Raw genomic sequence first — 20,117 nt, forward strand, 5'->3', positions numbered from 1 at the left:
GCGTAAGTTTCGATGACATCCTGGCGGCCCGCGACCGTATCGCCGGTCAGGTCGACCGCACACCGGTGCGCCATTCCCGTCGTCTGTCGCAGCTGACCGGGGCCGAAGTCTGGGTCAAGTTCGACAACCTGCATTTCACCGGCAGCTTCAAGGAGCGCGGGGCCCTGAACCGCCTGCTGCAGCTGACGCCGGACGAGCGCAGGCGCGGCGTGGTGGCGGCCAGCGCGGGCAACCACGCCCAGGCCCTGGCCTATCATGGCGGTCGGCTGGGCATTCCCGTCACCATCGTCATGCCGGAGGGCACCCCCTTCGTGAAGGCGGACGGCACGCGGGCACACGGGGCCACGGTGGTCATCAAGGGCCTCGATTTCACCGGCTCGACCGAAGAGGCGCACCGCCTGCGCGACGAGAAGGGCTATGTCTTCATCTCGGCCTTCGACGACGAAGGCATCGTGACCGGGCAGGGCGTCTGTGCCGTGGAATTCCTGGAGGATGCGCCCGATCTGGACGGCCTGATCATCCCCATCGGCGGCGGCGGTCTGATCGCGGGTTGTGCCGTGGCCGCCAAGGCGATGAAGCCGGACATCCGCATCTTCGGCGTCGAGGCAGCCATGTACCCCTCCTTCAGCGCCAAGCGGCGCGGCGAGACCCCAAAGTGCAGCGGTCAGACGATCGCCGAGGGCATCGCGATCAAGGCCGTGGGCGACATTCCCTTCGCCATCGCCGACCCGCTGATCGAAGAGGTCCTGGTCTGTCAGGAGGCGGATTTCGAGACCGCCGTCTCCTACTATGCCACGCTGGAAAAGACGGTGGCCGAGGGCGCGGGCGCGGGCGGGCTGGCGGCGATGCTGGCCTATCCCGACAAGTTCAAAGGGATGAAGGTCGGGCTGGTTCTGTGCGGCGGCAATATCGATGCGCGGATGCTGGCCGTGGTGCTCAACCGTGAACTGGTGCGCGAGAAGCGGCTGATCGTCTATCGCATCCTGGGCGACGACCGGCCGGGCATGATGTCCAGGATGAGCGGCGTCATCGGCGGCCTGGGCGGCAACATCATCGACGTGGTCCACAACCGCCTGGCGCTGGACGTCCCGGCCAAGGGCGCGGAGTTCGACATCATGGTCGAGACGCGCGGCGAGGCCCACGCCATCGAAATCAGACAAGGACTTGAGGAGGCCGGATATGCGCTACGGATGGGCTAGGCCACTGGCTGTCATCGGAATGCTCGCGGCATTGGCCGCCTGCAACCGCGGCGAGGACACGCCGCCCGTCGATCCCGCCATCGCCGAGGCCGAGGCCTTCATGGCCGAAAACGCCAGGGCCGACGGCATCCAGACCACGCCGTCCGGCATCCAGTACAAGGTCCTGAAGTCCGGCCCGACCGGCGGCGAAAGTCCCGACAGCAACGACCTGGTCAGCGTCCACTACGAGGGCACCCTGACCGACGGGACGGTGTTCGACAGCTCCTATCAGCGCGGCATCCCGGCCGTTTTCACCCTCAATGAAGTCGTGCCCGGCTGGACCGAGATCGTGCAGCGCATGAAGGTCGGCGACGAGTGGCTGGTCTATATCCCGCCCGAGCTGGGCTATGGCGCGCGGTCGTCGGGTCAGATCCCGCCCAACTCCGTTCTGGTCTTCCGCATGGAACTGCTGGCCATGGACCGCGTGCCGGGCGAGGCCCCACCCCGCAGCGCGGCCATGGGATGAGCGAGGCCTCACCGCCAGAGCGCCTGCGCGTCTGGAAGACCCCGCCCGATGTCGCCCTGTGCGCCGAGAACGACATCGCCGATCCGGGCTCGCGCGGCTTCGTGCTTCAGATCGGCGAGGCCTTCTTCCACGGCTTCGTGGTGCGCAAGGCCGGGCAGGTGGCGGGCTATGTCGACCGCTGCCCCCACGCCGGCTATCCGCTGGCCATAGAGCTGGATCGCTATCTGACCCCCGACGCAGACCTGATCCTGTGCGGCTGGCACGGCGCGGTGTTCGAGCCGCTCAGCGGCCTGTGCACCGGGGGTCCCTGCGCCGGCGGTCGGCTGACGCCATGGCCGGTTCAGGTCGTGAACGGCATCCTGCGGACCGCCTGACTCTCAGTGATCAGGTCCGTCATCCGGAAATCGCGCTAGCGATTATCCGGGACCGGCGCACGAAACAGATACAGGCCAAAGCCGATCAGGCCGTGGCCGAACTCGAAGACAGCCTGCATCCGGTCGGCGTGGAAGCGGACCGTATCCGCTTCGGGTGCATCAGGATGCGTCTCCAGCCAGGACTGCGCGGCACCGACCGCATCGCGGGCATAGGCGTCGAACACCGCCTGTGACGAGATTTCCCGCCACTCCAGCGCAAAGCCCGCGCCCTGTGCCGCTGCGACCCACCCCTTATCGTCCGTATACAGATTGGTTGCCTCCACGACCTGCCTCAACGGCGCGGAGGGTTCGCCCCGCCAGACCAGATCGCCCCACAGCAGCCAGCCACCGGGCCGGACATGCCGCCTCAGAAACGCAAACCCCGCCTCTGGACTGGGCCGTCCCTCCCCCGTCAGATTGGTCGTCCCCAGGGCGACGATCAGATCGAAGGGCGGTCGCTGTTGCAGCACCTCGGCGGCCGACCCGAGGACCAGATCGACGCCGCCCCCCGCCGCCGCGATCCGCGCCGCCGCCAGCTCGGCCATGACCGGATCGAACTCGATGGCCGTGACTTCCAGGCCGAACGTCTGGCCCAACCGAATGGCCACACCGGCATTGCCCGTCCCGATATCGACGGCCTGCGCACCCTGGCTCAGGCTCGTGCGCGCCACCCCCGCTTCGATCGTCACCATCTCCACGCCGTTGCAGACGTCGAGGGCTTCATAGGCGATGCGGCCGAATGTCGTGGTCATTCGGTCTTGTCGCGTGGACGCGGCGGGCGTTCAAGGGTTGTGGCCACCTTCTCAGACCCGTCTCAACAGGCTAATCGACCGCATGGCCTCCGCCGAAACCCCTGCCGACATTTTCAAGCGCTCGCTGGCCCATACGGCGCGGGCCCTGGCCGAGCAGTCGGAGCTGGAGGTGACGTTCGGGTCCGACGGGCCGCGGCTGTCAAACGGCGTCCTGACCCTGCCGCATCCGCCGCGCGATCCGTCGGCCGGCGACAGCGCCACCCTGCGTGGTCAGGCGGACCGGCTGGCCCTGCGACTGGCCAATCACGACGAGGCGCTGAACGCCCGGCTGCGTCCCGTCGACACCCTCGCCGCCGATGTCTTCGAAGCCGTCGAACAGGCCCGGGTCGAGGCCGTGGGTTCGAAGTCGCTGGCCGGGGTCCGCGCCAATCTGAATGCGGCTTTGCTGACGCGGCTGGAAAAAACCGGGGCGCTGCGCGTCAATGAGGCCGAGCGGGTGCCGGTCGCCGAGGCCGTGGCGCTTCTGGTCCGCGAGCGCCTGACGGGCCAGCGCGCCCCGGATGGAGCGGGGACCCTGCTCGATCTGGTCCGGACCGATCTGGAGACCAGGGCCGGGCGCAAGCTGGACGCCCTGGCCGAGGTGGCCGACGACCAGACCGCCTTTGCCGACCGGCTGAAGGATGTGCTGCGCGCGCTGGACATGGACCCCGGCGACGGGCGTGGCGACGATAGATCCGACAATGACGGCGAGGACGAACCCGACCCACAGGAGCCCGATCCGTCCGACGATCAGACTCAGGACGAAGAGGACGAATCCGGCGCTGGCGACCAGTCGATGGAGGGCACCGCCGACGATCAGGAGGCCAGCGACGAGCGCGACAGCCGTCCCGACGGCACGCCCGCCGACCCGGACGGCGAGGCCTCCGATGACGGTCCGGAGATGAACGAGGGGGCCCTGCCTAATCTCCAGCAGAGCCAGGACGACGGACGCGCCATCGACGCCTATCGCGTCTTCACCACAGCCTTCGATGAGGTGGTGGACGCCGCCGGTCTATGCGATCCGATGGAGCTGGAACGACTGCGGTCCCTGCTGGACCAGCAGTTGACGGCCCTCTCCAGCGTGGTGTCGCGCCTCGCCAACAAGCTCCAGCGCCGCCTGATGGCGCAGCAGAACCGCAGCTGGCATTTCGATCTGGAGGAGGGCGTGCTGGACACCGCCCGCCTGACCCGCGTCATCACCGATCCGACCAGTCCCCTGTCGTTCAAGGCCGAGAGCGAAAGCCCGTTCCGCGACACGGTCGTGACCCTGCTGCTGGACAACTCAGGCTCCATGCGCGGGCGGCCGATCATGGTGGCGGCCGTCTGTGCCGACATCCTGGCACGGACGCTGGAGCGGTGCGGCGTCAAGGTCGAGATCCTGGGCTTCACCACCCGCGCCTGGAAGGGCGGACAGGCGCGCGAAGCCTGGATCACGGCAGGCAAGCCGGCCAATCCGGGGCGGCTGAACGACCTGCGCCACATCATTTACAAGGCGGCGGACGCGCCCTGGCGGCGGGCCAAGAAGAACCTGGGCCTGATGATGCGCGAGGGCCTGCTGAAGGAAAATATCGACGGCGAGGCCCTGACCTGGGCGCACGACCGGCTGAAGGCCCGCCCCGAGAGCCGCCAGATCCTGATGGTGATTTCCGACGGCTCGCCGGTCGACGACTCGACCCAGTCGGCCAATGCGGCCCTGTATCTCGACAAGCATCTGCGTCAGGTGATCGAGCGGATCGAGACCCAGTCGCCCGTCGAGCTGATCGCCATCGGCATCGGCCACGACGTGACCCGCTGGTACCGGCGCGCCGTCACCATCGTCGATGTCGAGCAACTGGGCGGCGTCATGGTCGAGAAGCTGGCCGAACTGTTCGAGGCCGACGACCGGGCAGCGCCGGCCCGGCGGCGTCGTGCCGCTTGAGCGCATGAAGACCCTATCGATGCGTGCCCTGTCCCGATTGGTGCCCGCCTTTGCGGCGCTGGCCATCGCGGCCTGCGCCGGGGCCTGGCCGGTCGTATCGCCGCCGATTCCGCCCGGCTGGACGCCGACCGCGCCCGGCATTCGCCCCGTCGGCCTGGGCCTGCCCGGTGGCGCGCGACTGGCCGAAGGCGTCCGGTTTGCCGGCGGCGTCGAACTGGTTCTGGAAGCGGGCTCGCCCCTGCACAGCCTGTCGGACCTGAAGCTGATCGGCGAGGACGGCTTCGTCAGCGTCAGCGATGCGGGCGATCTGGTGCGCGGGCATCTGGTGCTGAACCGCAGCGGACGGCTGATCGGTGTCGCCGGCCTAGCCTGGCGCCGACTGACCCTGGCCGACGGCACCCCCATCGCGGACAAGGCGGACGGCGACGCCGAAGGATTGGCCCTCACAGACGGCGGCGACCTCCTGGTCAGTTTCGAGCGCGACCACCGCATCTGGAACTATGGGCCGGTGACGATGCCCGTGAACCGCCCCACACCGGTCAGACATCCTGACGTCGCCTTCACCCCCAACGACGGCATGGAGGGCCTGTCGGCGCTCGGCGCAGGCTGGCGCGTGGCGGGCGAATCCGGCGGCGTCTGGGACTGCACGCCGGCCGCCTGCGCTGTCGTCACGCCCGTACCCCGGGACGCTCTGGATGACGGAGCCTATCGCACCACCGGCATGGATCGGGATCCGTCTGGCAGTGGCGTCTTCGTCGTCCAGCGCTCCTATCGCCCGCCGCTGGATGCCCGCGCCCAGGTCCGGCGCATGGCGCAAGACGGCACGCTTGGGCCCGTCCTGATCGAGCTCAAACTGCCCGGCCTCACGGACAACTTCGAAGGCATCGCCGCCGTGGCGAGGAATGGCGGAACGCGCCTCTACATCCTGTCCGACGACAACGACAATCCGGCGCAGCGAACGCTGTTGCTGGCGTTCGATGTGAAAGGAGGGATGAGGGATTAGGTTCGAGGCTTGGAGCGCGGAATGCAGGAGATGGGCCTCATCCCTCATCCCTCATCCCTCGTCCCTAAACCCTCTCCGACACCTTGATCGCCGCCCGGCATCCCGCCTTGATGACCGCGCTCAGCAGCCGATAGGCCGGGGCCTCGCGGCTGCCGTGTTCGATGGCGTGGTCGTGGTGGGCCAGTTCCTCGTCGCGGAAGACGGTCAGTTCGGCGGCCAGGGCCGGGTCGCTGTCCGACAGCTCGGCGATCTGGTCGGCATAGTGTTTCTCGATCACGTCCTCGACCGCCTCGGTGCAGGCGTGAGCCGCCTTCTCGCCCATCAGGGCCGTGCCGGTGCCCAGCGCGATGGCCGCCAGCCGCCAGAGCGGGATCAGGACCGTAGGCCGCACACGCTCGGCGTTCAGCAGGGCATCGAACCGCGCCAGATGGACGGCTTCCTGGGTTTGCATCTCGGCCATGTCGGCGGCTATGCCGGTCTTGCCCTGCCGCCCCTCGAACACCGCCCGCTGGGCGCGATAGATGTGAACCGCGCCATACTCGCCCGCGTGATCGACCCGCAGGATTTCCGCTCGGCGACGACGGCTCGCGCCCAAGCCGGGGCGCGGCAGCGGTCCGCGAGGGGCGTCAGCTTCTGGGGGCCTAGTTTCTGGGAGCACGGGCATCCTTGGGCCTCTTGGCGGCGAGCAGGCTGAACCCGGCCAGGGCGACCGAGATCAGGGCATTCCATCCTGCCATGCTGATGCCGGCGAAGCGCCACGCCACGTCGCCGCAGCTGACGATGGGCTCCACCGTGCCGGTGCCCAGCATGAAGTCCACCGCCGAACTGGCATCGACCGTGCCACCCATGCAGGTCGCCGGCAGGGCCCACCACTTCATCTCGCCCCCCATGTGGAAGATCGCCGTGATCGCGCCGGTTGTGAACACGAGCGCCAGCAGGAAGGCCGCCACGCGAGGGGTCCCCCGACTGCCTCTGCTGATCAGATGCCAGCCCGTGGCCAGGGCCGCGACGACGACCGCGCCCCAATAGACCTCGCGCTGCTTGAGGCACAGATTGCAGGGATCCAGCCCGCCGAACCGTTCGAATGCATGCGCCGCGCCCAGCAGGGCCAGCGACGCGGCCAGTGCGAAGGCGGTCCACCACCGGGTCAGGAGACGATAGGTTGCTCTCATCGGACCCCGTTCATAGCGAGGCCTTGTGTCGCCGTCGATGCGTGATCAGCCGCCGAACCGCGCCATCAGCGAGACCGCCCAGCCTGCGCCCACGAAGAAGCCGATGCCGACCACGATCAGGGCCGTCGCCCAGGCCGTCGCCACTGCCGCGCCCGCCGCCACGAAAAGCCCGTCACGCTGGATCAGGCCGACCGACAGCAGGCTGAGCGCCACCGACGGCACCGTATTGGTCATGGGCAGGACGATGGTGAGCGTGGCCAGGATCATGAAGAAGGCCGCCGCCCGCTCGGCCCAGCCTTCTGCGAAGATTTTCAACCGAGGACGCGACAGACGCTCCAGCCAACCCATGCGCTTGGTGGCGAAATCGGCCATCCGCTCCAGCCAGGCCTTGGTCACGCGCCGCTTCAGGATGCCTTCGGGCAGCCAGGGCTCAACGCGACCCACCAGCATCTGACCGGCCAGCAGCAGGATCGGAATGCCCACGATCTGGGGCACACCATACAGCGCCGGGACCAGGCACGGGATGGCCAGGATCAGGATCATCAGACCAAAGGCCCGCTCGTCCAGACGATCGCGGATTTCGCGCAGCGTCAGACCGTTCGGTCCGCTGACGGCCGCAAGGTCGGCGACCAGGGCGATGAAGCCCTGGTCCGGATTATCGGCATGCTGGTCGTTCAGATCGGTCATGGGGCCTGCGTTTCGAGCTGCGGCGCGTGGTTAGCCGGAAATCTGTGGCGAGGCGAGGGCGGGCGTTGCGTAACGGGCCGTGAGTCGCGGCCCTGACATTCTGACGCTATACAGCCTCACTTCCGCCCCTCCCCCAAGGCATACGGACGCCATGCGCTATCTTCACACCATGGTCCGGGTCACCGATCTGGACGCCTCATTGCATTTCTATTGCGACCTGCTGGGCCTTTCGGAAGTCCGGCGCATGGAGAATGAGGAAGGGCGCTACACCCTGGTGTTTCTGGCGGCCCCCAAGGATGCGGACCGGTCGGCGGCGGAGCGTTCGCCCGAGGTCGAGCTGACCTTCAACTGGGACCCCGAAACGTACAGCGGCGGGCGCAATTTTGGCCATCTGGCCTATAAGGTCGACGACATCTATGCGGCCTGTGCGCGGCTTCAGGCGGGAGGCGTGACGATCAACCGCCCGCCGCGCGATGGCCGGATGGCTTTCGTGCGGTCGCCGGACGGCATTTCCATCGAACTGCTGCAGGAGGGCGAGCCCCTTGCCCCGGCCGAGCCCTGGGTATCGATGGCCAATACCGGGAGCTGGTAAGGCATGACGACGCCGGCCCGCGCCGTATCTGTCCTGGCTCTGACGGCGGCCATCGCTGTGTCGGCCTGCGCCTCGACCTCCGAGACCTATCCGTCCCGTACGGCGACGGAGCAGCTGCTGGTCGCCCGCGCGGCGGACCGGGCGGTGGACGGCCTGACCCTGCCGATCCCCGTGGGCTCCAAGGTCTTCGTCGACGATCTGTATTTCAGGGCCGAGAGCGCGCCCTATGCGGTCAGTGCTATCCGCGCGGCCCTGTCGGAAGCCGGCTATTTCATCGCGCCGTCCAAGACCGAGGCGGATGCGGTGTTCGAGATCCGGGCCGGGACCCTGTCGCTGGAGCAGATGCGCCGCGTCTTCGGCCTGCCGCAGATGCAGGTGCCGATCAACGACAGCTTCAACGTCGTCTCCATCCCCGAACTGTCGGTCTACAGCCGTCGCGACCGGGTCGGCGTGGCCGAATTCTCGGGCTTTCTGTACGAGCCGAAAAGCGGTGCCCCGCTGGGGGCCGTCGTGCCGATGAAGGGCGAGTTCAACCTGCGCAGCCACAAGCTGTTCATGATCATCGCCTGGGGCCAGCAGCGCCTGTCGCCCGGCGACCGCGATCCCGGCGACAGCTGGCTGGAGTTCTAGTTCGCTAAAACAGCGACCAGCAGCATGGCAAGCAAGAATAGCGCGTCGCATCGCCACTATGGCGGAACGATCGGTCGCGCCTTAGCTTGAACGGATCAACGATCACGGAGACGCCCGATGCCGCTGCTGATGTGCCCCAACGACAATAGCGCGATGCAGACGCTGGACCGCCATGGCGTCCAGTTCGACATGTGCCCGTCCTGCCGCGGCGTCTGGCTGGATCGTGGCGAGCTGGAGAAGCTGATGGATTCGGCCACGGCTGAGGGTCGGGCCTCCGCTCCGCAGGCCCCGCCCTCGCAGGCGTACGCGCCGCCGCCGCAGCAACCCCCGTCGCAGCCCTGGGGCCACCAAGGCCAGTCGCAGGGCTATCGCGAGCAGCGTCCCTATCGCGACGACGACTATCGCTACAAGAAGAAGAAGCGCGACAGCATCTTCGATATCTTCGACTGATCAGGCCGCCAAGCCGGCTGCCTGCATCAGGGTCTTGATCGGTGCCAGGGCCTGGGGCGAACGTGACAGGGTTTCGCGGGTGTCCGGCTGACGCAACAGTCTGAGCGCCTCGGCCTTGGCTTTGTCCGCGACGGGCCCCAGCGGTGCCGTTTCCCCGGCGGCCATCTTCAGCAGGGCCGTCAGCTTCTGGTGCGGGGTCGCCTTGGCGCGGGTCAGCAGGGCGATCAGCCGCGCCTCCGCCTCGACGCCGCTTCCGACCTGGCCGATGGCGGTAACGATTTCCTGTTCCTCGCGCTCGGCCAGGCTGCAGGTCAGGACCGTCCTTTGCAGACCTGCCAAGATCGCCAGCGATTGCGCCGGCGATCGGCCGCCGGCACCCGAGCGCATCTCGCTCTCGAAACGGAGAGAGTTGATACAGGCGGCCAGCCACCGTGCCGCCGACCGCTTGTTGGCCGTGCCGGTGACGTTCTCGCAAAGCCGTGTCAGCGATTCCGCCTCGCACAGGACTGTCTCGCAGGGCGCGACGAAGGCAGCGACGAAATCGGCAGTGATGATACTCTTGGACCGTTCACTGAAGGCGGATTGCACCTCCTCCAGCGTCAGCAAACGGCCGGCCGTAGCCGTCAGGATCATGGCCAGGGTGCGCATGATGTCGATTTCGCCGACGGCATCGCCGGGCCGCAGCCGGCGCGGGCTCATCAGCTCACGCAGCACCATCCGCGCCAGGGTCGAGGCCAGCAGTGGGAATTGACCGTCCTGCAGGCGCTCGCCCAGCCGCGCCGCCGGACCCGTCACGGCCGGAATCTGCAGACCCAGCTTTTCGTCCTGGGCGATCAGGGCCGCCACTTCCTTCGGGGCCACCATCCGCACGACCGCCGCAAGCGACGCGCCCTGGTCGAGCGATGGACCCAGCACATCGGCCAGACTGGTGCGCGTCGCCATGATCTCGCACAGAATCTGTTCGATCGGCACCATGACCAGGGCATGCGGCGGCCCGTCCATCGGTGCCCCTTCGGCCAGGTCCATCAGCTTGTCGACCCGCGCACGACCGCCCCGCAGACCTTTCAGCGCGCCGGCGACGATCCCGCCCATGATGAAGCCGCGTTCGGACTTGCCCGACAGCCGATGCGCCAGATCGGCGATGGACCGGTTCTCCAGACCGGGAAACAGCTCGCGTCGCTCGGCCGCCACAACCCGCTCCAGCGTCCGCTCGGCCAGTTTCTGATAGTGGCGGACCAGGTCGTGGACCGGCTGACCGACCGCCTGGCTTTCGGGGATGGCGACCTTCTGGATGGCATGCTGCAGTTCCAGCCCGGACGCTTCGAGCCGTTCGGCCAGGTCGGGACGGTGCAACAGTTCGAATGTCGTCACCCCCTGCCGTTTCAGCCAGTCCTCGAGAACCCGTCCGATCGTCTCCCGGGCCAGCGGCTCGTATAGGTCGGTCGGGGCCAGGCAGCGCGGTCCGGTCTGGTCTTCGGAAACCAGCCGCTTGCGCTTGATCTCCGGCGCCCCCTTGGTCATCAGGGTCAGGCTCTGGAACTCCATCGTCTCGGGATCCAGTGTCTCCTTGGTCACCCGCACGGCGGCCGCGCGGTCGTCGCGCAGCAGTTCCTCCGCGGTCTCCATGGCCACGGCCCGTTCCTCGGTCGCCATCTGGAGGGCCCAGGGTGCCGGAGCGGTCTTGCGGATATAGACCTCGTAGTGGATCGAACCGGCCATCAGATACTCGACGCTGTTTACGGCGCGAGCCTAGCGGCAAAGGCTTTAAGGCGGCGTTTCATTGCGCATCGCGGCGCACCGGCCCATGTTTGTGCCGCATTCTTGCGGATGTTCCGCATCGAACGGTTACGCTTGTCGCGCGTTCATGCGACCAGTGTATCCATCTGACGACTGCTCAAGGAGACCGCCCTTTGGCCAATATCACCCTGGTCGACGACGACGAGAACATCGTGGCCTCCGTGTCGCTGGCGCTGGAAAGCCACGGCCACAAGGTCACGGCCCATCACGACGGGGCGGCGGGACTGGAAGCGCTGGAAACCTCGCCCCCAGATCTGGCCATCCTGGACGTCAAGATGCCCCGCATGGACGGGATGGAGGTTCTGCGTCGCCTGCGCCAGACCAGCCAGATCCCGGTCATCATGCTGACCTCCAAGGACGAGGAGATCGACGAGATCCTGGGCTTCAACCTGGGGGCCGACGACTATATCCACAAACCCTTCAGCCAGCGGCTGCTGATCGAGCGGGTCAAGGCCCTGCTGCGCCGGACCGGCGCGGACGGCGGCGAGCCCGAGCCCGCAGCTGGCGAAGGCGGATCGAAGGCCATCAAGCGCGGTAAGCTGTCGATGGACCCGGCCCGCCACGAAAGCACCTGGGACGGCAAGCCGGTCAAGCTGACCGTCACGGAGTTCCTGCTGCTTCAGGCCCTGGCCCAGCGCCCCGGCTTCGTGAAGAGCCGCGACAATCTGATGGACGCCGCCTACGACGATCAGGTCTATGTCGACGACCGCACCATCGACAGCCATGTCAAGCGGATGCGAAAGAAGTTCCGGGTGGTCGATCCCGAGTTCGACGCGATCGAGACCCTGTATGGCGTCGGATACCGCTACCGCGAAAGCTGATCCGTCCGAAAAGGACGCACCCTCGGGTCGCCGACGGCTGGGCCGCTTCGGCGGCTCGCGGCTGGGCGGATTCATCCTGGCCCTCAACCTTTTCAGCCTGCTGATCCTGCTGGGCGGGGCTCTGGCGCTGAACGAATGGCAGCGCGGGCTGATCGAGGCCCGACAGGAATCGCTGACGGCTCAGGCCGAGCTTCTGGCTAATGTGCTGGCCGACGAAGACTATACGGTGGGCGAGCCGACGCCGTCCTTCAACGTGCAGAACGTTCCCGGGCTCTTCCGGGACATCTTCATCCCGGAAGGTCAGCGCGCCCGATTGTTCGACATCGACGGGCTGATCGTGCTGGACAGCTATGCCGTGACAGAGGCCATTCCGGGCAACACCCTGCCTGACGCCAGACCGGCCGGCACGCCTTCCGACGAACCGCCACAGGCGGCCGAGCGCACCACCCGCCAGGTCGAGGAGGCGCGTCGTCAGCTGGCCGCAGAGGTCGAGGGTGCCCTGGGCGGGCAGAACCAGGCCAGCGTGCGGATCAATGAATCCGGAGACCGCGTCGTCTCCGTCTCCATTCCCGTGCGCCATGTGCGTCAGGTCCTGGGCGTGCTGACGCTGGAGGCGGGTGACGTCGAAGCGACCCTGAACGCCCAGAGGCTGGCCCTGATGCCGTTCGCCCTGGTCGCGCTGACGGTCAACATCCTGGGCTCGCTGGTGCTGTACCTGTTCGTGGCCCGGCCCATCATGCGGCTGTCGGTGGCGGCCGATGCGGTGCGGCTGCAGCAGGCCCGTGCCATCTCCCTGCCCGATCTGGAGGGCCGCAAGGACGAGATCGGCGATCTGGCCCGCTCGCTGGAGACCATGACCGAAACCCTGTCGGACCGGATGGACGCCATCGAGGCCTTCGCCGCCGATGTCAGTCACGAGATCAAGAATCCGCTGACCTCGATCCGCTCCGCGCTGGAAACCCTGCCGCTGGTCAAGACAGACGCCCAGCGCGAGAAGCTGACGGGCCTGCTGCAGCAGGATGTGCGGCGACTCGATCGGTTGATCACCGACATTTCCAATGCTTCGCGTCTGGATGCGGAACTGAACCGCGACCGTCCCCGGGCCGTGGACCTGAACCTGCTCCTGTCCGAGATCGCCGGCGTCTATGCGGCGGGTCACAGACCGGGCGAGGCCAGGGTCGTCTTCACGCCGCCGTCCGAGCCGATCCGCATCACCGGTCGCGACGGGCCGCTGGGTCAGGTGTTCCGCAATCTGATCGACAACGCCCGCTCCTTCAGTCCGGCGGGCGGTGAGGTCCGGCTGGTCCTGCGCCGCGATCCGACGGACCCTGACCTGCCCATCCGCGTGATCGTGGACGATGACGGTCCGGGCATCCCGGCCGAAAATCTGGAGACCGTGTTCGAGCGCTTCTACACCTCACGGCCGCGAGGAACGGCGTTCGGAGCCAACTCCGGCCTGGGGCTGTCGATCGTTCGGCAAATCGTCGAGGCCCATGGCGGCCATGTCCAGGCGTCCAATCGCACAGCCGCCGACGGCACGGTCGAGGGCGCACGGTTTGAGGTCGCCCTGCCCGTTATCGCCCAGTCTCGCCGCGGATGACCGACCAGCCCGTTCATGCGACCACCGTGGCCCGGTTCCGGCCCGGCAGCGGTTGGGTGGGGGTCATGCTGACCGGTCCGTCCGGCGCGGGGAAAAGCGACCTGGCGCTTCGTCTGATCAGCCGGGGCTGGCGGCTGGTCGCCGACGACTACACCCGTGTGTTCGCCAGCGGCGGGCAACTCTATGGCACGGCTCCGACGACCATCGCCGGTCGCATCGAGGCGCGGGGCGTGGGCATTGAGGATCAGCCGACCCTTGCCCAGGCCCGGCTGGGACTGGTCGTGACCCTGACCGCCGATGCCGTCGAGCGGCTGCCCGAAGCTGATTTCCAAACCCTTCGCGGGATCGATCTGCCGCGCGTAAGGCTGCGCGGATTCGAGGCTTCTGCGGTCGAAAAGGTCACAGTCCTGTCACGACGGCTTTAACCCCGCGCGGACTTGGGCTATTCCGCGCGGCTTGCGGCCCGCCACAGGCGGTCGGAATACGGGGCGTCAGCTTGGTAGACCTGTCATGATCGGGCTGGTGATCGTCACCCACGGGGGACTGGCCTCGGAATTCCTTTCGGCCATGGAGCACGTCGTTGGCCCGCAGCGCGGCGTCGCCGCCATCTGCATCGGCCCCGAGGACGACATGGAGCGTCGTCGTCGCGACATCGTCGATGCGGCCCGCGCCGTGGATGACGGTGACGGCGTCATCCTCCTGACCGACATGTTCGGCGGGACCCCCTCAAACCTGGCCATATCCGTCATGGAAGAAACCCATGCCGAGGTTATTGCCGGACTGAACCTGCCCATGCTGATCAAGCTGGCGGGCGTGCGCGGGCGTGAGCCGCTGGAGGCTTGCGTGGCCCACGCCCAGGACGCCGGGCGCAAATATATCTCCGTCGCCTCCTGGGTTCTGCAGGGCGAAAAATGACCGATACGACGACCCAGGCCTCGGCCACCGCCAACATCTGCAACACCCGTGGCCTGCACGCGCGGGCGAGCGCCAAGTTCGTCAAGACGGCATCGGCGTTCGAGGCCGACATCCGCGTCACCCGCGACGGCGTCACCGTCAACGCCTTGTCGATCATGGGCCTGCTGATGCTGGGGGCCGGCAACGGATGCACCATCGACATTGTGGCCGAGGGCGAGGATGCCCAGGACGCCATCGACGCCCTGATGGACCTGGTCGCCCGTCGCTTCGACGAAGATCAATAGAAAGCCCGACAGCGAACCGTCGGGGCTTCCGAGTCTCATACGAACTTTATCGGTTCAGGGCGTCTCGGTGATCAGAAGCGTCGCGGCCGCCGTCGAGCCGCCGAACGTGCCGACCCAGACGTCATAGGTGCCGCTCTGCGGGCGATTGAACCGTACCTCGGCATCCAGATCGCCGTAGCTGTCGTCGTCGCAGGACCAGCTGCCGTCCGGCCCGTTGATGATCAGGGTCGTATCCACCGACGACAGGGTGCGGAACACCAGCGGCAGGTTGCCCGCGCTGTAGCTCACCTCGTAATCCGGCGCGTCGCTGATCATGCCCACGCAAGCCTCTGGCAGCGGCGTGTCCTCATAGGCGTCGATCGACCCGCCGGCCGTGATCGAGACACGATGTGGATCCGGCGTGAAGCCGTTGTTCAGACTGACCGATCCAAAGTTCGCCTTCAGACTGGCGTCCTGCGCCAGAGCAAGCTGTGGTGCGACGACGATCGCCGCGACCAGGGCGCATGCGCCGATAATCTTGTTCATTGTCTTTCCCCTCAAATTCCGGTGAACCAGCCCCACAGTCGTCATCGCGCCGCCAAGCTTTGCCGTCAAGTCGAGATAACGCTGTGATGGAGCATAACGCCTGGTGGAGCCGAGGGGAGTCGAACCCCTGACCTCGTCATTGCGAACGACGCGCTCTACCAACTGAGCTACGGCCCCCTTGCAGGGATGCAGGCGAGGTCGGGACATAGGGGGGCGATGGCGGGGGTGTCAACGGGCGTCGCGCGGGCTGGCAGTGCGTCGCCGGAACCGTTGGCGTCGAGGCCTCGCTGACGCTAGAAGCACGGTTCATCTTGCAGGGAGCCCTGGCGGCATGGTCGCGATCATCGGATTTGTGTTCTTCATCCTGGGGGCGCTGCTTCAGCTGCTGCTGCTGGCGATTATCGTGCAGGCGATCCTGAGCTGGCTGTTCGCCTTCGACGTGATCAACCATCGCAATCGCTTCGTGGCCCAGATCGCCGACTTTCTGGATCGGATCGTCGGGCCGGTGCTGGCCCCGTTTCGGCGGATCATCCCGCCGCTGGGCGGCATCGACATCTCGCCGATCATCGTCATCCTGATCATCCGCGGCATCCAGATCTTCCTGCTGCCGGCGTCGCAGGCGGCGATCCTGAACCTGATCGGCTATTACTGACCCTGCGCGGCGTTCGGGCCACGCCCCGGATCGATCGTGCTGCGGCGCGATATCCGGTCTTGCGCGGTCCGGCCACCGTCCTAAGGTGCCGGTCCGACAGGGCCCAGGGCCTGCCAGACCACCGGACTAGATGACCACGATCAGAACAGTCGCCATCATCGGCGCGGGCCAGATGGGATCGGGGATCGCCCAGGCGATCGCGACCGGCGGCTATTCGGTCGCGCTGTACGACGCCGTGGCCGAACGCGTGCCCCAGGCCCAGGCCGCCATCGCCGCCAGCCTGGCCCGTCAGGTGGGGCGTGGCCTGCTGGATACCGCCGCCGCCGATGCGGCCCAGTCGCGGATCACCGTCGCGGGCTCTCTCGCCGAGGCGGGCAAGGCCGATCTGGTGATCGAGGCCGCGGTCGAGGACGAGGCGGTCAAGAAGGCCCTGCTGGCCGAACTGGTGCCGCATCTGGCCCCACAGACGCTGCTGGCGTCCAATACCTCGTCCATCTCGATCACCCGCCTGGCCTCGGCGACCGACCGGCCCGAGCGGTTCATCGGCCTGCATTTCATGAAGCCCGCGCCGGTGATGAAGCTGGTGGAGATCATCCGCGGCATCGCGACCTCGGCCGCGACCTATGAGACCGCCGTCGCCTTCGCCGAGAGCCTGGGCAAGACGACGACCCATGCCGAGGACTTCCCGGCCTTCATCGTCAACCGCATCCTGGTACCGATGATCAATGAGGCGATCTATGTGCTGTACGAGGGCGTCGGCAATGTCGCCTCGATCGACAAGGCGCTGACGCTGGGGGCCAACCATCCGATGGGGCCGCTGGAGCTGGCGGACTTCATGGGTCTGGACGTCGTGCTGGCGATCATGAATGTGCTGTACGACGGCCTGGCCGACAGCAAGTACCGGCCCTGTCCCCTGCTGGTGAAATATGTCGAGGCGGGCTGGTTGGGGCGCAAATCCGGGCGTGGCTTCTACGACTATTCGGGCGATACGCCCGTCCCGACCCGCTAGGGCGAGCGGATGAGCGACGCCGCGACACCGCTGAACCTGCCCGGTCGGGAGCGCGTGACCTGGCGCAAGGAGCCGCACCGCATCGTTCTGGCCGCTGTGGCCGGGGCATGCTGGCCGCCGCTGATCCTGACCCTGCCGATCTGGAGACCGGCCGCGGACAACTGGATGCCGGGGCCGGAGATGGACTGGCGCCTGCTGGTCCTGTTGATCGGCTTGGTCGCCGTGCCGGGCTTCATGCGGTTGATGGAGCGCGAGCGTCAACGTGATGGACGGCCCGCGACACGGCTGGCGGTCATCTGGCGGTTCCTGCTGTACGGCGGGCTGCTGGCGGCGGCTGTGGCGGCCGTGGCCGCCCTGATCATGTCGGTGACCGGATCGCTGGAGGCGGGCACGCCCGGCCGTGCAGCGGGGGCGACCGAGACGACGCTGCTGATCTATGGCGTGGGCGGCCTGCCCATCGCCGTGCTGGTCGGCGTCAGCTATGCCCTGTGGGCCGGCTTCTGCGTGGCCTTCCTGGCGTTTCGGCCACAGCCCGAGGTGCGTGATCGCCTGGGCGTCATGGATCGCCGCAAGCTCTAGGCTGTCGTCATCGCCGAGCGGACTGATCTGAGTTTTCAAAGACCGGGCACGTCTGATCCCCGCCTGCGGAAACCCGCAACCGGTGAAGGGTGGGATGGGCCGGCGGAGCGCCGGGCGCGATGCCCGGAAGACCGTTGGGAATGTGAGTTTCGGCATCGCGTCGCCGCTCCGCACGAGATGTCTGACCGGTGGCTGTCGGCCTGGGATGGAGGGGCTTCCCCCACCCAGGACCAGCGACGCTCTTAGCGCCTTGCCGACATGGCCTCCGGCGGGACGGTCGGAGCCTTGCGAACCCGATCCCGTGAACAGCATGGGTTCCCTGCCACATGCTCTTTGTGCCGGGCGTCCCGAGGGACGCCTGACGGGAAGGGGCCTAACGCTCGCCACGCGGTGGCTCGCTGCTTGAGGCCCATTCCCTTTTTTGGGGAGGCGCCGTGCTCGCGGAGAAGGCCGGTGTTGGCCGACAAACCCGCGTAGCCGGGACCACCCCTCCCGCTCATCTCGTTCCCGCCGCGACAAGCCGCAAGGCCTTGCGCCCTTCCCGGCGACGGGACGGGGAGGATTATGGGGCACGCGCTACCTATGGCGGGGACAGGTCGCCGGGTGGTCAGGATTGTCGAGCGGGATCAGAAGGTTGGCAGATTTGTTTGCGCGGGTTGGGGGCGAATTCTCAGCAGATGGACGCTGTGTGTCAGGCGTGAAATTTGATCCTTCTCCCCCTGCGGCAGAAGGTGGCAGCCGAAGGCTGACGGATGAGGGGTCGCGCGGTGTCGGACGATTGGCTTCGAGTACGCGCAAAAGACATACGGCGCGAACCCGCACTCTACGAAAAACGCCTCCGAAAAATCCTGTGCGACAAACGAATGCAAGCCTGGAAACTCCGTCTAGCGTCATGCGGAGGCTGACAACCGGATAGGCCTGTGCGACCCCTCATCCGACCCGCTGCGCGGGCCACCTTCTCCCGCATGGGGAGAAGGAATTCTAACCCGCGCTCATGTGACCCGGCTGCTGTTTCCTTCAGCGTGACCAGTTCGTCGGCCATGGTGGACCGCACGGCGCGGGTCGCGTCCTACTGGACCTTGGTCAGGCCGCGCTTAACAGCGATGGCAGCCACCTGACTCATCTCGGGTGCATCGGGGATGACAAGAGTGAGAGATCATTCGTGCTGATCGGGGTTTGCTGCCGATACGGGACATTACGCGGAATTCAGTTTCGCCAGACTTGATCTGATGTAAAACGTCCTTGTCTTCACACTCGGGGGAGCAGGACATGACCGACGCCACCATGACGGCCGCGCCATCGGCGACGACGGAGCGCATCTTCAATCTGGATATGCTGCGCGGACTGGCCGTGCTGGGCATTCTGGCCGTGAACTGTCTGGCCTTCGCCTGGCCCGGCGAGATCATCTCCATGCGCGAGGCCATGCCGTTCGCGGTCGATGGCGCCAATGAGACGGCGCTGTGGGTCGAGCGGGTCTTCTTCGAGGGCAAGTGGCGGACACTGTTCTCCATGCTGTTCGGGGTGTCGATCTTTCTGGTCGGGGGCGAGCGGTCGAATGCGGAGCGGGGGGCGCTGCTGCAGCGCCGCCTGCTGTGGCTGCTGGCCTTTGGGGTGGCGCACGGGGTGCTGCTGTGGTCCGGCGACATCCTGCTGCACTATGCCTATTGCGGCTTCATCATGATGATGTTCCGGTCGTGGTCGGCCGGGCGGCTGATCAAGGTCGGGGGCGGTATCATCCTGGCGCTGTCGCTGCTGGGCGGGCTGACGCTGTGGGGCTGGGGCGCGATGCCGGCTGAAATGGCCGCCGAAATCCGCGCCAGCATGGCCGACACCCTGTCGCCCGCCGGGACCCTGGCCAAGATCGAACAGGTCCGGAGCGGTGGTTACCTGCTCTACAATCTGGTCGCCTGGATCCAGTATCAGATGAGCAGCGCCATCCTGATCCCGGTCACCGTATCGCTGATGATGCTGGGGCTGGGTCTGTACAAGTCCGGCTTCCTGTCGGGGCGGGCCCCGATGTGGACCTATGTCCTGGCGATCGGTCTGGGGGCGGCCAATCTGATCGGTCTGGCGTTCCTGATGGGTCAGAACCTGGCCGCGCCGGTCGAGGCGGACCCGACGCGTGGACTGGCGGGCCTGTTCTCGGCCTTCGCCGTGGTCATCACCCTGGGCTATGTCGCCGCGCTGGTTCTGCTGGCCAGAACGCCGGTCAAGGCCGTGCTGGCGATCTTCGCGCCGGTGGGGCGGATGGCCTTCACCAACTATCTGATGACCAGCGTGATCTTCGTCGCCCTGGCCGTCATCCCGGGCGGGCCGATGCTGTTCGGGCGTGCCGAGCCCGGGACGCTGTGGATGTGGGTGGTCGGGGTGTGGGCCGTGCTGATCGTCTGGTCGCCGCTGTGGCTGTCGCAGTTCCGGATGGGGCCGTTCGAATGGGTCTGGCGCAGCCTGACCCAGGGACGCCGGCTGCCCTTGCGAAAAGGTGCCGCGGTCTGATCGCCACGCGATCGTTGCCGCTGGCCCGGCGATGGCTTAATCGCGCGGCATGACCGACCCGACCGAGACTGCCCCCGCC

General features: G+C 67.1%; 23 protein-coding genes and 1 tRNA gene. 17 read left to right on the forward strand and 7 right to left on the reverse strand.

Going from position 1 to position 20,117, the window contains the following annotated elements; genetic code table 11:
* The 3 genes from JHC81_RS09125 to JHC81_RS09135 form a co-directional block, all read left to right on the forward strand.
* Positions 1–1,199, forward strand: a 1,199-nt coding sequence (locus JHC81_RS09125; protein ID WP_292173602.1) for a threonine ammonia-lyase, incomplete at its 5' end; no start/stop codon positions are given.
* Positions 1,200–1,218: 19 nt separating this feature from the next.
* A complete protein-coding gene (locus tag JHC81_RS09130) occupies positions 1,219–1,704 on the forward strand; it encodes an FKBP-type peptidyl-prolyl cis-trans isomerase (RefSeq protein ID WP_292173605.1) in 486 nt (161 codons plus the stop codon).
* A complete protein-coding gene (locus JHC81_RS09135; protein WP_292173607.1) occupies positions 1,701–2,078 on the forward strand; it encodes a Rieske (2Fe-2S) protein in 378 nt (125 codons plus the stop codon). The genes JHC81_RS09130 and JHC81_RS09135 overlap by 4 nt, the downstream gene beginning before the upstream one ends.
* Positions 2,079–2,113: 35 nt before the next feature.
* On the opposite strand, the gene JHC81_RS09140 is transcribed toward JHC81_RS09135, so the two are convergent.
* Positions 2,114–2,869, reverse strand: coding sequence for a class I SAM-dependent methyltransferase (locus tag JHC81_RS09140; protein ID WP_292173609.1), 756 nt, complete (start codon positions 2,867–2,869; stop codon positions 2,114–2,116).
* An 82-nt stretch (positions 2,870–2,951) separates the two neighbouring features.
* On the opposite strand from JHC81_RS09140, the gene cobT reads away from it, so the two are divergent.
* Positions 2,952–4,826 (forward strand): cobaltochelatase subunit CobT, encoded by a 1,875-nt coding sequence (gene cobT, locus JHC81_RS09145; protein ID WP_292173611.1) that lies wholly within the window; start codon positions 2,952–2,954, stop codon positions 4,824–4,826.
* A 19-nt stretch (positions 4,827–4,845) separates the two neighbouring features.
* Positions 4,846–5,829 (forward strand): esterase-like activity of phytase family protein, encoded by a 984-nt coding sequence (locus JHC81_RS09150; RefSeq protein WP_292173614.1) that lies wholly within the window; start codon positions 4,846–4,848, stop codon positions 5,827–5,829.
* 64 nt (positions 5,830–5,893) lie between these two features.
* Here the strand turns inward: JHC81_RS09150 and JHC81_RS09155 are convergent, their stop codons facing one another.
* Genes JHC81_RS09155 through JHC81_RS09165 form a run of 3 tightly spaced genes read right to left on the reverse strand, consistent with a single transcriptional unit; the run spans position 5,894 to position 7,688 of the window.
* Positions 5,894–6,493 (reverse strand): demethoxyubiquinone hydroxylase family protein, encoded by a 600-nt coding sequence (locus tag JHC81_RS09155; RefSeq protein ID WP_292173616.1) that lies wholly within the window; start codon positions 6,491–6,493, stop codon positions 5,894–5,896.
* Positions 6,471–7,001 (reverse strand): disulfide bond formation protein B, encoded by a 531-nt coding sequence (locus JHC81_RS09160; RefSeq protein WP_292173618.1) that lies wholly within the window; start codon positions 6,999–7,001, stop codon positions 6,471–6,473. Before JHC81_RS09160 ends, JHC81_RS09155 begins: the two co-directional genes overlap by 23 nt.
* A 45-nt stretch (positions 7,002–7,046) precedes the next feature.
* The gene (locus JHC81_RS09165) at positions 7,047–7,688 is read right to left on the reverse strand and encodes an exopolysaccharide biosynthesis protein (protein WP_292173621.1); all 642 of its coding nucleotides are present in this window, start codon (positions 7,686–7,688) and stop codon (positions 7,047–7,049) included.
* 151 nt (positions 7,689–7,839) lie between these two features.
* Between JHC81_RS09165 and JHC81_RS09170 the strand changes: the two genes are divergently transcribed.
* The 3 genes from JHC81_RS09170 (at position 7,840) to JHC81_RS09180 (ending at position 9,360) form a co-directional block, all read left to right on the forward strand.
* The gene (locus JHC81_RS09170; RefSeq protein WP_292173625.1) at positions 7,840–8,280 is read left to right on the forward strand and encodes a VOC family protein; all 441 of its coding nucleotides are present in this window, start codon (positions 7,840–7,842) and stop codon (positions 8,278–8,280) included.
* 3 nt (positions 8,281–8,283) lie between these two features.
* Positions 8,284–8,910 (forward strand): DUF6655 family protein, encoded by a 627-nt coding sequence (locus JHC81_RS09175; protein WP_292173629.1) that lies wholly within the window; start codon positions 8,284–8,286, stop codon positions 8,908–8,910.
* Between the two features lie 117 nt (positions 8,911–9,027).
* Entirely contained in the window at positions 9,028–9,360 is a 333-nt protein-coding gene (locus tag JHC81_RS09180) for a zf-TFIIB domain-containing protein (RefSeq protein ID WP_292173631.1), read from the forward strand.
* Here the strand turns inward: JHC81_RS09180 and JHC81_RS09185 are convergent, their stop codons facing one another.
* Positions 9,361–11,079 (reverse strand): hypothetical protein, encoded by a 1,719-nt coding sequence (locus JHC81_RS09185; RefSeq protein WP_292173633.1) that lies wholly within the window; start codon positions 11,077–11,079, stop codon positions 9,361–9,363. It abuts the gene before it with no gap.
* Positions 11,080–11,270: 191 nt separating this feature from the next.
* On the opposite strand from JHC81_RS09185, the gene JHC81_RS09190 reads away from it, so the two are divergent.
* The 5 genes from JHC81_RS09190 (at position 11,271) to JHC81_RS09210 (ending at position 14,777) form a co-directional block, all read left to right on the forward strand.
* Positions 11,271–11,978 carry a response regulator transcription factor gene (locus tag JHC81_RS09190; RefSeq protein ID WP_292173636.1) on the forward strand — a complete coding sequence of 236 codons (708 nt, stop codon included), beginning with the start codon at positions 11,271–11,273 and terminating at the stop codon, positions 11,976–11,978.
* Positions 11,947–13,578 carry an ATP-binding protein gene (locus JHC81_RS09195; RefSeq protein WP_292173638.1) on the forward strand — a complete coding sequence of 544 codons (1,632 nt, stop codon included), beginning with the start codon at positions 11,947–11,949 and terminating at the stop codon, positions 13,576–13,578. Before JHC81_RS09190 ends, JHC81_RS09195 begins: the two co-directional genes overlap by 32 nt.
* Positions 13,575–14,003, forward strand: a complete 429-nt coding sequence (locus JHC81_RS09200; protein ID WP_292173640.1) for an HPr kinase/phosphatase C-terminal domain-containing protein — start codon at positions 13,575–13,577, stop codon at positions 14,001–14,003. Before JHC81_RS09195 ends, JHC81_RS09200 begins: the two co-directional genes overlap by 4 nt.
* Positions 14,004–14,088: 85 nt before the next feature.
* Positions 14,089–14,493 (forward strand): PTS sugar transporter subunit IIA, encoded by a 405-nt coding sequence (locus tag JHC81_RS09205; RefSeq protein WP_292173642.1) that lies wholly within the window; start codon positions 14,089–14,091, stop codon positions 14,491–14,493.
* Positions 14,490–14,777, forward strand: coding sequence for an HPr family phosphocarrier protein (locus JHC81_RS09210; RefSeq protein ID WP_292173645.1), 288 nt, complete (start codon positions 14,490–14,492; stop codon positions 14,775–14,777). The genes JHC81_RS09205 and JHC81_RS09210 overlap by 4 nt, the downstream gene beginning before the upstream one ends.
* Positions 14,778–14,831: 54 nt before the next feature.
* Here the strand turns inward: JHC81_RS09210 and JHC81_RS09215 are convergent, their stop codons facing one another.
* Both JHC81_RS09215 and JHC81_RS09220 read right to left on the reverse strand, forming a co-directional pair.
* The gene (locus tag JHC81_RS09215) at positions 14,832–15,302 is read right to left on the reverse strand and encodes a peptidase S1 (protein WP_292173647.1); all 471 of its coding nucleotides are present in this window, start codon (positions 15,300–15,302) and stop codon (positions 14,832–14,834) included.
* 101 nt (positions 15,303–15,403) lie between these two features.
* Positions 15,404–15,479, reverse strand: a tRNA-Ala gene (locus tag JHC81_RS09220).
* A 154-nt stretch (positions 15,480–15,633) separates the two neighbouring features.
* Here JHC81_RS09220 and JHC81_RS09225 point away from each other — a divergent pair.
* The 4 genes from JHC81_RS09225 (at position 15,634) to JHC81_RS09240 (ending at position 20,038) form a co-directional block, all read left to right on the forward strand.
* A complete protein-coding gene (locus JHC81_RS09225; protein WP_292173648.1) occupies positions 15,634–15,954 on the forward strand; it encodes a YggT family protein in 321 nt (106 codons plus the stop codon).
* Positions 15,955–16,084: 130 nt separating this feature from the next.
* Complete coding sequence (locus JHC81_RS09230; protein WP_292173650.1) at positions 16,085–16,963, forward strand: 3-hydroxybutyryl-CoA dehydrogenase; 879 nt, start codon at positions 16,085–16,087, stop codon at positions 16,961–16,963.
* A 9-nt stretch (positions 16,964–16,972) separates the two neighbouring features.
* Positions 16,973–17,542 carry a phthalate transporter gene (locus tag JHC81_RS09235; RefSeq protein ID WP_292173652.1) on the forward strand — a complete coding sequence of 190 codons (570 nt, stop codon included), beginning with the start codon at positions 16,973–16,975 and terminating at the stop codon, positions 17,540–17,542.
* 1,269 nt (positions 17,543–18,811) lie between these two features.
* Complete coding sequence (locus JHC81_RS09240) at positions 18,812–20,038, forward strand: DUF418 domain-containing protein (protein ID WP_292173653.1); 1,227 nt, start codon at positions 18,812–18,814, stop codon at positions 20,036–20,038.
* The last annotated feature ends 79 nt before the right edge of the window (positions 20,039–20,117 follow it).

The organism is Brevundimonas sp. (genome assembly GCF_016463295.1).
Classification (GTDB): domain Bacteria; phylum Pseudomonadota; class Alphaproteobacteria; order Caulobacterales; family Caulobacteraceae; genus Brevundimonas.

Coding starts and splice junctions, on each gene's coding strand:
- JHC81_RS09130 (WP_292173605.1), top strand. CDS start 1,219: ATGCTCGCGGCATTGGCCGCCTGCAACCGCGGCGAGGACACGCCGCCC.
- JHC81_RS09135 (WP_292173607.1), top strand. CDS start 1,701: ATGAGCGAGGCCTCACCGCCAGAGCGCCTGCGCGTCTGGAAGACCCCG.
- JHC81_RS09140 (WP_292173609.1), bottom strand. CDS start 2,869: ATGACCACGACATTCGGCCGCATCGCCTATGAAGCCCTCGACGTCTGC.
- cobT (WP_292173611.1), top strand. CDS start 2,952: ATGGCCTCCGCCGAAACCCCTGCCGACATTTTCAAGCGCTCGCTGGCC.
- JHC81_RS09150 (WP_292173614.1), top strand. CDS start 4,846: ATGCGTGCCCTGTCCCGATTGGTGCCCGCCTTTGCGGCGCTGGCCATC.
- JHC81_RS09155 (WP_292173616.1), bottom strand. CDS start 6,493: ATGCCCGTGCTCCCAGAAACTAGGCCCCCAGAAGCTGACGCCCCTCGC.
- JHC81_RS09160 (WP_292173618.1), bottom strand. CDS start 7,001: ATGAGAGCAACCTATCGTCTCCTGACCCGGTGGTGGACCGCCTTCGCA.
- JHC81_RS09165 (WP_292173621.1), bottom strand. CDS start 7,688: ATGACCGATCTGAACGACCAGCATGCCGATAATCCGGACCAGGGCTTC.
- JHC81_RS09170 (WP_292173625.1), top strand. CDS start 7,840: ATGCGCTATCTTCACACCATGGTCCGGGTCACCGATCTGGACGCCTCA.
- JHC81_RS09175 (WP_292173629.1), top strand. CDS start 8,284: ATGACGACGCCGGCCCGCGCCGTATCTGTCCTGGCTCTGACGGCGGCC.
- JHC81_RS09180 (WP_292173631.1), top strand. CDS start 9,028: ATGCCGCTGCTGATGTGCCCCAACGACAATAGCGCGATGCAGACGCTG.
- JHC81_RS09185 (WP_292173633.1), bottom strand. CDS start 11,079: ATGGCCGGTTCGATCCACTACGAGGTCTATATCCGCAAGACCGCTCCG.
- JHC81_RS09195 (WP_292173638.1), top strand. CDS start 11,947: ATGGCGTCGGATACCGCTACCGCGAAAGCTGATCCGTCCGAAAAGGAC.
- JHC81_RS09200 (WP_292173640.1), top strand. CDS start 13,575: ATGACCGACCAGCCCGTTCATGCGACCACCGTGGCCCGGTTCCGGCCC.
- JHC81_RS09205 (WP_292173642.1), top strand. CDS start 14,089: ATGATCGGGCTGGTGATCGTCACCCACGGGGGACTGGCCTCGGAATTC.
- JHC81_RS09210 (WP_292173645.1), top strand. CDS start 14,490: ATGACCGATACGACGACCCAGGCCTCGGCCACCGCCAACATCTGCAAC.
- JHC81_RS09215 (WP_292173647.1), bottom strand. CDS start 15,302: ATGAACAAGATTATCGGCGCATGCGCCCTGGTCGCGGCGATCGTCGTC.
- JHC81_RS09225 (WP_292173648.1), top strand. CDS start 15,634: ATGGTCGCGATCATCGGATTTGTGTTCTTCATCCTGGGGGCGCTGCTT.
- JHC81_RS09230 (WP_292173650.1), top strand. CDS start 16,085: ATGACCACGATCAGAACAGTCGCCATCATCGGCGCGGGCCAGATGGGA.
- JHC81_RS09235 (WP_292173652.1), top strand. CDS start 16,973: ATGAGCGACGCCGCGACACCGCTGAACCTGCCCGGTCGGGAGCGCGTG.
- JHC81_RS09240 (WP_292173653.1), top strand. CDS start 18,812: ATGACCGACGCCACCATGACGGCCGCGCCATCGGCGACGACGGAGCGC.